Raw genomic sequence first — 14440 nt, forward strand, 5'->3', positions numbered from 1 at the left:
GAATGCATTCACAGGCCCCTGACGTCGGTGCGCCCTCAACGCTGGAAGCGCTGCGCACCGGTACGGCCCTGCTGCACGTGGCGCTGGAAAAGCGCTTGCCGTTTTTTTCCGAGCGTTTGGATGCCAGCTGGTATCAGCGCTTAATCCAGGCGTACTACGGCTTTTATGCGCCGATGGAAGCGGTACTGTACGACGGTGAGTTGATCCCCGAAGGCTTCGACCCGGTGATGCGGGTGAAAACGCCTACGCTGGTGAACGACCTTCACGCCCTTGGCCTGAATGACCGCGTTATCAACACCCTGCCCCGCTGCGCCAACCTGCCGCCCCTGGATACTCCCGCCGCCTGCCTGGGTGCCCTGTACGTACTGGAAGGCGCGACCTTGGGTGGCCAGGTACTGCGCCGGAAAATGGCCGAGCGCCTGGACGTGAGCGGCGACACCGGCGGCGCGTTCCTCAACGTATACGGTGCCGAGACCGGCCGTCGCTGGAAAGAATTCCTTGATTACCTGGGCCGCCTGCCGCTGGACGCTCTCGCCAGACAGCACGCTGTGGACGCCGCCCGTTCGACATTCAGCTGCTTTGAGCAATGGCTCGACAGCCAGGAGGTACTGCTATGAAACCCGACGATTTTGAAGAGCTGCTTGCCAACTGTGCCGACGAGCCCATCCGCTTTCCAGGGGCGATCCAGCCCCACGGCGTGTTGCTGACGTTGTCGGAGCCGGACCTGAAGGTCATTCAGGTCAGCGCCAACATCGGCACCTTGTTCGGGCATGCGCCCGAAGCGCTGCTGAACCAGCCGCTGCACACCCTTGTGGGCACCGAGCACGCCAAGGCCGTCGCCGCCATGGCCGAAAACAACACGTTTTTCGACGCCCCGCCGCTGCACGTCAGTTTTAACGGCGCGGAGTTCGAAGGCCTGCTGCACCGCCATCAAAACGTGCTGGTGCTCGAGTTCGAACCCCTGCTCAAGGATTTCCGCCCACGGGCCCTCAACGGTCGCACCAGCGACCTGGGCAAGATGCTGCAACGCCTGCAGTCGGCAAAAACCCTGCAAGCGCTGTACGAAATCAGCGTGAATGAAATCCAGGCCATGACCGGCTACGACCGTGTGCTGATCTATCGCTTCGAAGAAGAAGGCCACGGCCAGGTGATCGCCGAAGCGTCCGCGCCGTCCATGGAGCTGTTCAACGGACTCTTCTTCCCTGCGTCCGACATCCCGGAGCAAGCCCGCGAGCTGTATCGCACCAACTGGCTGCGCATCATCCCGAATGCGGCCTACGAGCCAGTACCCCTGCTGCCCAAGCTGCGCCCGGACACCGGCCAGCCGCTGGACTTGAGTTTTGCCACCCTGCGCAGTGTGTCGCCGATTCACTGCCAGTACATGCAGAACATGGGCGTGTTGTCGTCCATGAGTATCTCGCTGATGAAGGGCGACAGACTCTGGGGCCTGATCAGCTGCGGCAACCGCCAGCCACTGTTGGTGCCTAACGACCTGCGCACCGCCTGCCAGACCATCGGCCAGGTACTGTCGTTGCAGATCAGCGCCATGGAAGCCCTGGACCTGAGCCGCCAGCGCGAGGAAAAAGTCGAGGCTTTGGCCCTGCTGGATCGGGCGATGAAGGCCTCGGAAGTCAATGTATTCGACGGCCTGGCACAGCAAGGTCAGTTGCTGATGGACCTGACGCTGTCCGGCGGCGTGGCGATCATCGAAGACAAGCAACTGCACCGCTACGGCAACTGCCCGGAACCGGCGCAGATCCGCGCGTTGCACAGGTGGCTGCAGGAGAGCGGCGAGCCGGTGTTTTCCAGCCATAACCTGGCGTCGGTCTACCCGCCGGCGGTGGAGTTCCAACAGATAGCCAGTGGTGTATTGGCCATGAGCTTGCCCAAGCCCGTGGATAACGGCGTGCTGTGGTTCCGCCCGGAAGTGAAAGAGAACATCAACTGGAGCGGTGACCCGACAAAGCCGCTGGACCTGGAAAATTCCGACGCCGGCCTGCGCCTTCGCCCACGCACCTCGTTTGAAATCTGGAAGGTAGAAATGGCCGGCATCTCCACCAAGTGGAGCCATGGCGACCTGTTTGCGGCCAACGACCTGCGCCGCTCCGCGCTGGAAAACGACCTGGCGCGCCAGGTGCAACGTGAGCAACAAGCCGTGCGTGCGCGTGATGAGCTGGTGGCGGTGGTGTCCCATGACCTGCGCAACCCGATGACCGTGATTTCCATGCTCTGCGGCATGATGCAAAAAGCCTTCAGTTCCGATGGCCCACATACTTCTCGGCGGATTTCCTCGGCCATCGACACCATGCAACAGGCCGCCGCGCGCATGAACGTGCTGCTGGAAGACTTGCTCGACACCTCGAAAATCGAGGCCGGACGCTATGTGGTCAAGCCGGTAGCGCTGGACGTGAGCCAGATGTTCGAAGAGGCCTACTCGTTGCTCGCACCGCTGGCGATGGAGAAAGGCATCGACCTGTCGTTCAACGCCGAGCCCGGGCTGCAGATCAATGGCGACCCCGAGCGCCTGTTCCAGGTGCTGTCGAACCTGATCGGCAACGCCATCAAGTTCACGCCGCGTCAGGGCAATATCGGCATCAGCGCCATGAGCAATGGCGAAGAAATTGTCTTCTCGGTACGCGATTCCGGCGAAGGGATTGCGCCGGAACAACTGCCGCATGTGTTTGATCGCTACTGGACCCAGACGGAAAACAACCCGACCGGTAGTGGGCTGGGGCTGTACATCACGCAAGGTATCGTCCAGGCCCATGGCGGCAAGATCGTTGCCGAGAGTGAAGTGGGTCGGGGGAGTGAGTTTCGGTTTACGGTGCCGAGGGTCATCGAAGACTCGTATACCTGACGCGGTAAGAATGTAAGGTTTGTGTAGGAGCCGGATTTGCCCGCGATGGGCTTAGGTATCTACACCACTCTGGGTACGGCGCTGGACCTGTGGCGAGGGAGCTTGCTCCCGCTAGCGGCCTGGCAGACGAGCTGGATGTTGGATCAGACTGGGTACATATCCGTTATTTAGGTAACGGCCACTATGGGTTCCGCTTTTACAGCGGCTCACTTTTGAAGAGCGCAAAAGTAAGCAAAACGCTCTTGCCCCAACACTCGGCACCTCGCTCACGCTCGGTGTGCCCGTAATCCGACAGCCTGCAAAAGCTACCGGATTACTACAGCGCGTTACGCAATGTGGTGGCGGAAAATCGGCTGGCCTTTGTGCAGGAGGGTAAAGAAGGCGCGACCTCTCCCGGGCTGGACGGCTGCGCGAAGGGCCGCGCGGATGACTTCTGATTCGAACCCCGCAGGGCAGTCATATCTTGCAGCAGCGTGTTTATAGCCGACCCGCTTTGGCCTCTATAAGTTTGGCCTCACTTCGCTCCGACAGGCGAAGTAACCCTCTGCTCAATAGAAGGAAACATCCATGCTTAGCGCTATCAACCACTCACTGGGCAATATTCAATACCCTCCCCTGCAGCAGGATGATGCAGAGCCCCAGCGCAAGAAGCGCAGCACTGATGCAATGCACACGCAACCGTACGCTGCCGACGCCCCCCACACAGCAGCCAACGACCGGCCCCGCAAGAACGGCGGCGGGCTAGACAGCCTGGGTCAGGGCAACATCCTTTAAACCGCCTGATGCGAAGGGCAGTGCACGGCCCTTCGTACTCGCCCTTAACAAAACCATGACATTCACTGGATTAATCTTGCCGGTTCTATCCAGTCTGGAATCCATAACTGCATGCCGCACACCGATACACTGCCCGCCGTACTGGCCGGCCCACTGCTGCGACGCCTCGAACCTCGGCGCCTGGTTATGTGGTTGGTGGGAAGTCGAACACTGGCGTTGACGCTGAAGCTGCACCTGCCCGCGCAGACGGTGGAGATAAGCCTCGACCAGTGCCAGGTCATCCCCGTGGGGCGCCATGCCTTTATCCACCTGATCGATGTGCCGTTGAGCGATGCCCTGCCCCTCGACGTGGTCATCAGCTACGACCTGTTGTTCGACAACACCGGCATCGCCGACTGGGCACCGCACCTGCTGTACGCCGACGCCCAACTGCCCAGTTTCGTTTTGCACAGCCGTATCCATCAGTTGGTGCACGGCTCCTGCCGCAAACCCCATCACAGCGCCGACGAAGGCCTGCTGTGCGTCGACCGCCTGCTGGCCGACGCCCGTACCCCGGCCGACCGCCCCGCCCTGCTGATGATGAGTGGCGACCAAATCTACGCCGACGATGTCGCCGGCCCGATGCTACGGGCGATACATGCGTTGATCACACGCTTGGGCCTCTTCGACGAATACCTGGAGGGCGCCGTGGTGGATGACAGCGCCAGCCTCTATGGGCATCGTGCCAGTTATTACCATCGCGCCGACTTGCTGCCCGCACTGGACAGCAACGAAACCCTGCGCGAGCGGTTTTTTGGTGGCGTGAAAAAACCGATCTTCACCAGCAGCACCGCCGACAATCACCTGGTGACCTTCGCTGAAGTCATCGCGATGTACTTGCTGGTGTGGTCGCCCACGCCCTGGACGCTGATCGCACCGCAAACGCCGCAACTGAACACAGAAGAACAGCAGCGCTATGCCCGCGAACAGGTGCAGGTCGATACATTCCACGACGGCCTGCCGGGCGTTGCGCGGGTCTTCGCCCACCTGTCCACCTTGATGATCTTTGACGATCACGACATCACCGACGACTGGAACCTCAGCGCACAGTGGGAAGAAACCGCCTACGGTCACCCGTTCTCCAAACGCATCATCGGCAACGCCCTGCTGGCCTATCTGCTGTGCCAGGGTTGGGGCAACCAGCCGGATGTGTTTGACGGGCTGATAAAGCAAAGCCAGGCGCTCACCCACCAGCCCCAGGCCAACCACCTGGATGCCGCCGCGCAGGATGAATTGCTCGAAGCGCTGCTCATGTTCCAGCACTGGCACTACGTACTGCCCACCACCCCTGCGCTGGTGGTGCTCGACACCCGCACCCGCCGCTGGCGCAGCGAGTTCACCTTCAAGCAACCTTCCGGCCTGCTCGACTGGGAAGCCTTGAGCGAACTGCAACAGGAACTGCTCGACCACCCTTCAGCCATCATCGTCTCGCCCGCGCCGATCTTTGGCGTCAAGTTGATCGAGACAGTGCAGAAAATCTTCAGCTGGTGCGGCCACCCCTTGCTGGTGGACGCAGAAAACTGGATGGCCCATCGCGGCGCAGCCCAGGTGATCCTCAATATATTCCGCCATTCGCGAACGCCGGGTAACTACGTGATCCTGTCAGGTGACGTGCATTACTCGTTCGTCTACGAAGTGCTGATCCGTCATCGCAACGCCGGCCCCCGGATCTGGCAGATCACCAGCAGCGGCATCAAGAACGAATTCCCTCCACGCTTGCTGGAATGGTTCGACCGCCTCAACCGCTGGCTCTACTCGCCGCGCTCGCCCCTCAACTGGTTCACCCGCCGACGCACCATGCAGGTGGTGCCGCATATTCCGGAACATGCCGAAGCGGGCGAACGATTATGGAATTCGGCGGGGATTGGCCAGGTGTTTTTCAACCAACAAGGCCAGCCTGAAGCGATTTACCAGCACAACGCGGATGGCAAGGCGCCGACGAGGATGGTGGCGCCGAAGTAACCCTTCCCACAGATATGAAAGCACGTTCACACCAAGCGTGTGGAAATTTCACAAGCATCTGTTTTAGTTGAATTTATTTTAAAAAATTCAACCCCGTCTTCATTCAAAAAAAGTGCCAGGCTCTGACCTCTCCTCGCGATAAGCCTTATCAATCGCCGATGGTCAAATGAACCTTTTTTGGTACACTCTCCATTGAACGACCTACATTTCGTGCTGAACGTTGTTTTCTATCGAACCGATGCGGGTAACGAGCCGGTACGCGAATGGTTAATGGAGCTACCTAGGGAAGCCAGAAAACTCATAGGTATCGACATCAAATCCGTCCAGATCGGATGGCCGCAGGGAATGCCTCTGGTTCGAAAGCTGGAGCACCGGCTTTGGGAGGTCAGAACCGATCTTGGGAGGCATATCGCACGGGTGATTTTTACGCTGGTTGACGGTGAGATCGTGCTGCTGCACGGCTTCATTAAAAAGAGCCAGAAAACGCCTGTGGTAGAGCTGGATACCGCGCGGCGTCGTAAAAACAAGCTATGAGGAAAACCACATGAACAAACATATCGGTTCCAACTTCGACGATTTTCTCAACGACGACGGGCTCATTGAGGAAGTATCCGCCGGAGCGTTGAAACGTGTTATCGCCTGGCAGTTGGCTGAAGCGATGAAGGCGCAGAAAATCAGCAAAAAAGCGCTGGCTGAACGTATGCATACCAGCCGCACCGCCGTAGATCGCGCACTCGATCAGAACGATGCAGGCATGACCTTGGCCACTCTGGCAAGTGCAGCACGGGCACTGGGCCAACGGGTAGAAGTTCGGCTTGTACCCGATTCAGACGCAAGGCCCTCGATAAACTGAAACACTGCGTGACCCTTGGATATCGGGAAACACGTTCTACAAAAATGCAGCAATAGCCAAAAGCCATCAACCTTTAGCCATACATCTGCCCTATTCAAAGCATCCAAGCCCCGTTGTACAGTAGCGCCAGCCACGGAGTATCGGCGTCAACAATGGCAGGCCTTGACGGCTGCCCACGCAAGGAATGCGCAGATGGACGATACCTCCGACAACACTCCGTTGAGGCAAGATTTCTCTCACTTCAACGCCGACATGCTGCACACCGTTCTGGAGTTGGTCAGCGATGGGATCTGGGATTGGAACGCCAATACCGGGTTCGTCTACCGCAACCCAGGGTGGTACGAAATGCTCGGCTATCCCCGCCATGCGCTGGAGAACAGCGTGTTCACCTGGGAAAACGTGATTCACCCGGAGGACTATCCTCAGGTGATGAAGCTGTTTGACGACTACATTCACCGTCGGGCGCCCCACTATCAAGCCGAGTACCGTTGCCGCAAAAAAGATGGCAGCTACCTGTGGATCGAAGACCGGGGCTACGTGATTGCCCGTAATGCTGACGGCTCGGTGGCGCGCATGGTGGGCGCCCACCGCGATATTCATCTCAGAAAATGTTCCGTCGAACAGTTGGAACGACGCAATCAATCCCTCGAAGCGCTGGTGGCAGAACGCACGCACGAGCTGTCGCGGGTCAATCAGCAGTTGCAACTTCAGTTGGACGAGAACCGCTCAATGGCCGAGCGGGATGCACTGACCCTGGTCGCCAATCGCTATCGCCTGGAAAAAGTGCTGCTGGAAGAATGTGACCGTGCCCAGCGCTTTCGCCTGCCGCTTTCACTGATTGCGATGGATATCGATGATTTCAAGCCGATCAATGACCGTTACGGTCATGGCGTGGGCGACCAGACGCTGGTACGGGTGGTGGAGTGCCTGGAACACGCTATTCGCCCCGATGACCTGCTGGCCCGCTGGGGTGGCGATGAGTTTGTGCTGGTCCTGCCAAAGACCTCGCTGGAGGTTGCAACGGCATTGGCAGAGCGCATTCGGCAAACGTTGAAGAACCTCCCGAGTGGTGACTTCAAGGTCACCCTGAGCCTGGGCGTGGCCCAGCGAAAAGCGCATGAAGCCCCCGCCGCCCTGATGATGCGCGCCGACCAGGCGCTGTATCGCGCAAAGGCTGCGGGAAAGGACGGGGTGTCGGAGTAACACCCCGCAAGGCTATCGAACCGGCGGCGCGTACTGGATGCCGCCGTTGTTCCACAGCGCATTGAGCCCGCGCTTGATCTTCAGCACGCTGCCCTGGCCGATATTGCGCTCGAACACTTCGCCGTAGTTGCCCACTTGCTTGACGATCTGCACCACCCAGTCCTTGCGCAGTTTCAGGTCTTTACCGTATTCGCCGTCGGCACCCAGCAAGCGTGCAATGTCAGGGTTCTTGGTGGTCTTGGCCTGCTCTTCGACGTTCTGCGAGGTGATGCCCATTTCCTCGGCATTGAGCATGGCGAACAGGGTCCACTTGACGATGCTGAACCACTCGTCATCGCCTTTACGCACCAGCGGCCCCAACGGCTCCTTGGAGATCACTTCCGGCAGCACCACGAACTCGTCCGGATGGGCCATCTTGATGCGCTGGGCGTACAGGCCCGACTGGTCGGTGGTCAGCACGTCACACCGCCCGGCCTCCAGGCCCTTGGCGCTTTCGTCGGCCGTGTCGAAGGTGATCGGCGTGTACTTCATGCCATTGGTACGGAAGTAATCGGAGACATTGAGTTCGGTGGTGGTGCCCGCCTGGATGCACACCGTCGCGCCGTCCAATTGCTTGGCACCGGTGACGCCCAACTTGTTGTTCACCAGAAAGCCGATGCCGTCGTAGTAAGTCACACCGGTAAACACCAGGCCCATGCCCGAGTCACGGGAGCTGGTCCACGTGGTGTTGCGTGAGATCATGTCGATCTCACCGGACTGCAGCGCGGTGAAGCGCTCCTTGGCGGTCAACTGGGTAAACTTCACTTTCGATGCATCGCCGAAGACCGCCGCCGCCACCGCGTGGCACACGTCCACATCGATGCCAGTCATCTTGCCATTGCTGTCCGGTACGCCGAAGCCCGGCAGCCCGTCACTGACGCCGCATTGGATGAAGCCTTTTTTCTGGATGGCGTCCAAGGTCACGCCTGCCTGAGCGGTGCTCGCCAGGCCAAGGGCGGCGGTGGCGCCGATCGCGGCCAACGTCGTTTTGAATGGGTTCATGCAAGGCTCTCCCTGTCATTCCTTATTATTCGGCGCCCCACAGCCCGCGCCGGTTTATAGTGCTGCCGGGCAGTATCAACGGCTTATACCGCTGCCACAAACGACCTTTAGGCAAAGGCTCCTTCCGATTTGGAATGAACTGCATGATTTCAAAACGCTTGACCCCTTCGATGACGGCCCTGCAGTGCTTCGAAGCCGCCGCCCGCCATTTAAGCTTCACCCGCGCCGCCGAAGAACTGCACCTGACCCAGAGTGCCGTGAGCAAGCAGGTGGCGCAGTTGGAGGAGATGCTCTGCCACAACTTGTTCGAACGGGTACGCCAGCGCTTGTACCTGTCGCCGGCGGGGTCGCTGTACCTCGCCGAAGTGCACAAGATCCTGACCCAGGTGGACATCTCCAGCCGCTATATCCTCACCTACGGCGGCGAAACCGAAGTGCTGCGCATCGCCACCCAACCGACCTTCGGCGACCGTTGGCTGGTGCCCAAGCTCAAGGATTTTGCGGCGAAACATCCAAACATTCACTTGGATGTGCGCAACGAGCTGGAGCCTTTTGACGTGTTGCAGGCCAAGGCCGATATCGCGTTTTTCTTCGGCCAGGGCTCATGGCCGGGGGCGACTTGCATCGAGTTGTTCCGTGAGGCGGTGGTGCCGGTGTGTGCACCGGGTTTTGTCCCCGAGGGCAGCGATGCTTCGTCGCGCCACACCTTGCTGCAATGCACCTCGCGCCCGGAGGCCTGGCACGAATGGTTCCTGGAACAGGGCCTGCATTCGCAGAACAGCTACCACGGGCCGCGTTTCGACACGTTCTACATGTGCATTCGCGCGGCGCAATCGGGTTATGGCGTGGCGTTGGTGCCGCAGTACCTGGTGGCCGAAGAACTGGCCCAGGGCAGCCTGATGATTCCGTGGGATTACGCGATGCCCAGCAGCGGCGCGCACTTTATTGCGCATGCCGAACATGCCGGTGAGATTCCCAAGGTGAACGCTTTCCTGAACTGGATGGTGGAATACACCCAAGCACATCCCGACTTTTAATAATGACCCGGCGATTTTATTTCGTTTGCGACAAGGGCGGGCACCCGGCTTAGATAAAAACAAACCCGTCACTGCCGAGTCCCCGATTCATGAGCCGCGAAACCATCAGCCAGTCGATTTCCATCGTTCACCCCATCAGCCTCAGCCACGGTAAAAACGCCGAGGTCTGGGACACTTCGGGCAAACGCTATATCGATTTTGTCGGCGGTATCGGCGTACTCAACCTCGGTCATTGTCACCCTGGCGTGGTCGAGGCAATTCGTGAACAGGCGACCCGGCTGACCCATTACGCGTTCAACGCCGCGCCTCACACGCCCTACCTCGAGCTGATGGATCGCCTGACGGCGTTCATCCCGGTGGACTACGCGGTCAGCGGCATGCTCACCAACAGCGGCGCGGAAGCGGCGGAAAACGCGCTGAAGATTGTGCGCGGCGCCACCGGCCGTACGGCGGTGATCGCCTTTGACGGCGCCTTCCATGGCCGGACCCTGGCCACGCTCAACCTCAACGGCAAGGTGGCGCCCTACAAACAAAAGGTCGGTGTACTGCCGGGCCCGGTGTATCACCTACCCTACCCCAGCGCCGACAACGGCGTGACCTGCGCCGAAGCGCTGAAGGCCATGGACCGTTTGTTCAGCGTGGAAATCGACGTCAACGACGTAGCGTGTTTCATCATCGAGCCGGTGCAGGGCGAAGGGGGTTTCCTTGCGCTGGACATCGCGTTCGCCCAGGCCCTGCGGCGCTTTTGCGATGCGCACGACATCCTGCTGATTGCCGATGAAATCCAGTCGGGTTTTGGTCGTACCGGCCAGCGTTTCGCGTTCTCGCGCCTGGGTATCGAACCGGACTTGATCCTGTTGGGTAAAAGCATCGCGGGCGGTGTGCCGCTGGGCGCAGTCGTCGGACGCAAGGCGCTGATGGACAACCTGCCCAAAGGCGGCCTGGGCGGAACGTATTCCGGCAACCCCATCGCCTGTGCGGCGGCCTTGGCCACGCTGGATGCAATGACCGATGAGCACCTGAAAACCTGGGGTTCACAACAGGAAGAGGCCATCGTCCGCCGTTATGAAACCTGGCGCGCACAGGGCCTGACGCCCTACCTCGGCCGGCTCACCGGCGTCGGCGCCATGCGCGGTATCGAGCTGGCCAACGCCGATGGCACCCCAGCGCCAAAACAGCTGGCTCAATTATTGAGCCTGGCGCGGGACGCCGGGTTGCTGCTGATGCCCAGCGGCAAGGCGCGGCACATCATCCGTTTGCTGGCCCCGCTGACCATCGAGTCGGCGGTGCTGGAGGAAGGCCTGGATATCCTCGAGGCCTGCTTCAAGCAGTTGGACTCGTAACGCGCATCCACGGGTTGGCCTGTCCTTGACCTTGCCGGGGACGTCCGGGCTCGCTTGCCCCGAGAAATACGCCGCCACGTCCACCGCACCCTGGCTGGGTGCAGGTCAGTAGTCGCTTTTATAGGTTCATCAGGCCAGTATGTTTCAACGGGTTCAGCGAAAAGGGCCGTTGATAGGGGTCAGGACGAATCGATGGCAAAAACTTGCACTTGACCATTGATAAGATGCTTCTTGAAGACATGTACGTATTTCTGTACGTTTCAACCATCGATCGAGGACGCCATCATGGAAACCATCAACTACACCAATGCCCGCGCCCATCTTTCCAAAACGATGGATCGAGTTAACGAAGACCACGTACCACTGCTGGTAACACGGCAAAAAGGTGAGCCGGTGGTGATGATTTCGTTGTCAGAGTTCAATGCGCTTGAAGAGACGGCCTATCTGCTGCGCTCGCCTAAAAATGCCGAACACCTCATCAACTCAGTCAACAGCCTGCGAGCTGGCAAAGCCAAGCCAAGGCGGTTGATTGAAGAATGAACATACCCTTTACCCCTGAGGGCTGGGACGACTACCTCTGGTTTCAACAAAACGATAAGGCCGGGCTCAAGCGTATCAATTTGCTGATCAAGGCCATCCAGAGAGATCCGTTTAATGGGGTTGGAAAACCTGAACCCCTCAAGCACAACCTGAGTGGTTTCTGGTCGCGGCGGATTACAGCAGAGCATCGTCTCGTATATGGAATAGAAGACAATGAGGTACAGATTCTGATGTGCCGCTATCACTACTAACAACCTGCTCAGACCGATCTGAAATTGCCCAATGCAGCGCAAGGAAGCATTCGATGCTTGATATCCTCCAAGGCACGCCCGTTTGGGTTTACGCCATCTACCTGTGGGTCTGCTACTACGGCATCAAGGCCTGCCTGGGCGGCCGCGAGAATCGTCGCTCGCTGGTGATCTTGCCGGTGGTGCTGGTGGTGTGGTCGCTGATGTCGCTGGCGCCTTCAATCTTGTCGAGCGGCGCCTGGGGCGGCGGCGCGGCTCTGGGCAGCCTGGTGGGCATGCTGCTGTTCAATGCGCAAGGCGCCCGGCTGGATGCCAATGGCGAAACCCTGGTGTTGCCAGGCACCTGGAAGACCCTGCTGATCTCACAGTTGTTCTTTGCGGTGAAGTATTACTTCGGCTACCAACAGGCGGTACATCCGTTGCTGCTCAGCACGCCGTCGATGCTGATGACGCTGGGCGGCGTATCGGGCTTTACCGTGGGCCTGTTTTGCGGACGGGCAATCCGGTTGCAACGGACGCTGACGGCATTGCGTCGGGACAAGGGCATTGTGCTGCCTTGACCTGATCCCCCTGCGCGCTGAAAATGCGCGACGCTTTTTTGTCCTCGTTTACTGAAGTAGTGAAATTTCAATGTCCGATTCTTACACCGAAAAATCCGCCCCCGAAGAATCCGTAGTCGCCTTGCAGTCCAAAGCCGAGTACGAAAACGCCATCAATCTTTCACAGCATGTGCCGGCCGCCAAGATCATCAGCGAGATGGTGCTGGACGCTTTCCACACCTCCAAGGAAAGCGACCAGATCCGCGAGCTGCGCGTGGCGATCCGCCAGGCCCATGACGCCTTCGACGACGACAAGGCCTATGACCTGATGGGCCAGCTCAAGCAACTCAAGGATGCAGAAGCCGCGGACAACGCCGCCCTGGAAAACCTGAGCAGCCAGTTTTCCATCAGTCGCATCCTGTCCAGCTTCAAGGACGACCCCGAGTTTCAGGAGTTGGTCTACGGTTTAGCGTTGAAGGTGCTGAACCAGAGCCACCAGGCCATCAGCAACCCGAGCGCCGGCAAGAGCAAGGCGTCACGGCCCAAGAAAGAGGCCGAGGTGTTTGTGATCAGCAAGGATGGCATCAGCGTCACCCTGCCGTTGCGCACGCCGCGCTCGAAGCTGAACGTTGACCGTGAGGCGTTCGAGTTTTTGGGCTTCAGCTTTGTGGGTGAAGGCGATGAAGCGGAGCTGGAGGTGGAGAGCTTTGTGGATAACGCCGGCGCCGAGCAGCCGTTGAGCCGCAAGAGCGTGATCACGGCGTTGCAGCAGCAGACGGCGTTTGAGGGGTACAGCATCGCGCAGCAGTAACTGACACCATGGAGTAACTGTGGGAGCCCCCTCCCACAGCTTGATTTGTGTCAGTTGATCGGTTCGATCTGCGCCGCAAACACTTCGCGAAACCGCTCCATCTCCCGCTTGTTCCCTACTGTCACCCGCACCCACTGCGGCCAATCTTTCCACACCCGTCCGATCAGCACGCCTTGCGCGGCCAGTTTCTCGATCACCTGCGCCGCCGGTTGTTTCACGTCGATCATGAAACAGTTCGCCTGGGAGGCCGTGCAGGTGAACCCACGCCCTTTCAGCCAGGCTACCGTCTCGTCGCGCAGTTGGTTATTAAGCGCCTTGCGTTGCGGCAGCAGTTTCACATCTTCAAGGCTGGCGAGGCCGCCAAGCAGGGTACAGCCCGCCGGGACGTTGTCGCCGCCAAACACGGCCAGCCGCTCCAACAGCGCCTGGTGGCCGATCGCCAAGCCCAGGCGGGCGCCGGCCATGCCATAGATTTTCGAGAAGGTGCGCAGCACCAGCAGGTCGTCGTGGTCCTTGACCCAACTGACGACGCTGGGCACGTCGGCGAAGTCGATATAGGCCTCGTCCACCACCAGCACGCTGCCTTTGGGTTTATCCGCCAAGGCTTGGCGGATGGCGTCGATGGGGGTCACGGTGCCTGTGGGGTTGTTGGGGTTGCACAGGTAGAGCATCCCGGCCTGTGGATCGGCGGCGAGCATGGCCGGGATGTCGTGGGCGTGGTCGGCGTTCAGGTTGACCTCCTTCACCGGCGCCCTGCTCGACTCGGCGGCCTGACGCGGCACTTCGTAAGACGGCGTGGGCATTACCAGGCCGCGGGTTTCGCTGGTGAATGCCAGCACGGCATAACGCAACGCGGCCATCGAGCCTGCGAAAACGGCCACTTGCTCCTCGGCAATGCCTTGCTGCTGGGCAAACAACCCGGCCAGGGCGTACATGTGTTTGTAGGGATAACGCCCGGACGTGGCGATCCCTTGCTGCATTGCGTCACGGGCGGCGCGTGAGGGCCCGTAGGGGCTTTCGTTGTAGTTGAGCAGCACCTTATCAGTCTTGGTCGGCGGTGGGCTGGCAACGGCCCAATCCAGGCGCCCCAGCAGTGGCAGGGCTGCGCCCAGGGCGAGAAGGGACCGGCGACTGACGGTGACCATAGGGCTACTCCTTGTAAAGACGTCCTTGTAGACGGGTGATGGATTCGC

General features: G+C 59.7%; 15 protein-coding genes and 1 pseudogene. 14 read left to right on the plus strand and 2 right to left on the minus strand.

Annotated elements, in window-relative coordinates:
- Nucleotides 1–2: 2 nt before the first annotated feature.
- The 8 genes and pseudogenes from BM403_RS14435 to BM403_RS14465 all read left to right on the plus strand — a co-directional run bounded on the left by BM403_RS14435 (nucleotide 3) and on the right by BM403_RS14465 (nucleotide 7688).
- Nucleotides 3–617, plus strand: a complete 615-nt coding sequence (locus tag BM403_RS14435) for a biliverdin-producing heme oxygenase (protein WP_093543339.1) — start codon at nucleotides 3–5, stop codon at nucleotides 615–617.
- Nucleotides 614–2857, plus strand: coding sequence for an ATP-binding protein (locus BM403_RS14440; protein WP_093543341.1), 2244 nt, complete (start codon nucleotides 614–616; stop codon nucleotides 2855–2857). The genes BM403_RS14435 and BM403_RS14440 overlap by 4 nt, the downstream gene beginning before the upstream one ends.
- A gap of 287 nt (nucleotides 2858–3144) precedes the next feature.
- Nucleotides 3145–3294: pseudogene (locus BM403_RS32165) on the plus strand (VacJ family lipoprotein); the annotation flags it as partial.
- A gap of 130 nt (nucleotides 3295–3424) precedes the next feature.
- Complete coding sequence (locus BM403_RS14445; protein WP_093543343.1) at nucleotides 3425–3631, plus strand: hypothetical protein; 207 nt, start codon at nucleotides 3425–3427, stop codon at nucleotides 3629–3631.
- Between the two features lie 111 nt (nucleotides 3632–3742).
- Nucleotides 3743–5632, plus strand: coding sequence for an alkaline phosphatase D family protein (locus BM403_RS14450; protein WP_093543345.1), 1890 nt, complete (start codon nucleotides 3743–3745; stop codon nucleotides 5630–5632).
- 192 nt (nucleotides 5633–5824) lie between these two features.
- Nucleotides 5825–6166 (plus strand): type II toxin-antitoxin system RelE/ParE family toxin, encoded by a 342-nt coding sequence (locus tag BM403_RS14455; protein ID WP_015885801.1) that lies wholly within the window; start codon nucleotides 5825–5827, stop codon nucleotides 6164–6166.
- A 10-nt stretch (nucleotides 6167–6176) separates the two neighbouring features.
- A complete protein-coding gene (locus BM403_RS14460) occupies nucleotides 6177–6485 on the plus strand; it encodes a helix-turn-helix domain-containing protein (protein ID WP_015885802.1) in 309 nt (102 codons plus the stop codon).
- Nucleotides 6486–6677: 192 nt separating this feature from the next.
- Nucleotides 6678–7688: a sensor domain-containing diguanylate cyclase gene (locus BM403_RS14465; protein WP_093543347.1), complete on the plus strand. Its 1011-nt coding sequence runs from the start codon at nucleotides 6678–6680 to the stop codon at nucleotides 7686–7688.
- 12 nt (nucleotides 7689–7700) lie between these two features.
- Here the strand turns inward: BM403_RS14465 and BM403_RS14470 are convergent, their stop codons facing one another.
- Entirely contained in the window at nucleotides 7701–8729 is a 1029-nt protein-coding gene (locus BM403_RS14470) for an amino acid ABC transporter substrate-binding protein (RefSeq protein WP_015885804.1), read from the minus strand.
- 143 nt (nucleotides 8730–8872) lie between these two features.
- Here BM403_RS14470 and BM403_RS14475 point away from each other — a divergent pair, with 143 nt between their 5' ends.
- From BM403_RS14475 to BM403_RS14500, 6 genes are all read left to right on the plus strand, one after another.
- Nucleotides 8873–9766 (plus strand): LysR substrate-binding domain-containing protein, encoded by an 894-nt coding sequence (locus BM403_RS14475; protein ID WP_043205867.1) that lies wholly within the window; start codon nucleotides 8873–8875, stop codon nucleotides 9764–9766.
- A gap of 89 nt (nucleotides 9767–9855) precedes the next feature.
- Complete coding sequence (locus BM403_RS14480) at nucleotides 9856–11109, plus strand: 2-aminoadipate transaminase (RefSeq protein WP_093543349.1); 1254 nt, start codon at nucleotides 9856–9858, stop codon at nucleotides 11107–11109.
- Nucleotides 11110–11394: 285 nt separating this feature from the next.
- The gene (locus BM403_RS14485) at nucleotides 11395–11649 is read left to right on the plus strand and encodes a type II toxin-antitoxin system prevent-host-death family antitoxin (RefSeq protein ID WP_093543351.1); all 255 of its coding nucleotides are present in this window, start codon (nucleotides 11395–11397) and stop codon (nucleotides 11647–11649) included.
- A complete protein-coding gene (locus tag BM403_RS14490) occupies nucleotides 11646–11900 on the plus strand; it encodes a Txe/YoeB family addiction module toxin (RefSeq protein WP_093543353.1) in 255 nt (84 codons plus the stop codon). Before BM403_RS14485 ends, BM403_RS14490 begins: the two co-directional genes overlap by 4 nt.
- Before the next feature lie 53 nt (nucleotides 11901–11953).
- Nucleotides 11954–12457, plus strand: a complete 504-nt coding sequence (locus BM403_RS14495) for a DUF6622 family protein (RefSeq protein WP_015885809.1) — start codon at nucleotides 11954–11956, stop codon at nucleotides 12455–12457.
- A gap of 70 nt (nucleotides 12458–12527) precedes the next feature.
- On the plus strand, nucleotides 12528–13247 hold the full coding sequence (locus BM403_RS14500) for a hypothetical protein (RefSeq protein ID WP_093543355.1): 720 nt from the start codon (nucleotides 12528–12530) through the stop codon (nucleotides 13245–13247).
- A 50-nt stretch (nucleotides 13248–13297) separates the two neighbouring features.
- Here the strand turns inward: BM403_RS14500 and BM403_RS14505 are convergent, their stop codons facing one another.
- Nucleotides 13298–14392, minus strand: a complete 1095-nt coding sequence (locus tag BM403_RS14505; RefSeq protein WP_093543357.1) for a pyoverdine biosynthesis transaminase PtaA — start codon at nucleotides 14390–14392, stop codon at nucleotides 13298–13300.
- Nucleotides 14393–14440 lie beyond the last annotated feature (48 nt).

The organism is Pseudomonas sp. OV546, from assembly GCF_900116845.1.
Taxonomy (GTDB): Bacteria; Pseudomonadota; Gammaproteobacteria; order Pseudomonadales; family Pseudomonadaceae; genus Aquipseudomonas; species Aquipseudomonas petroselini.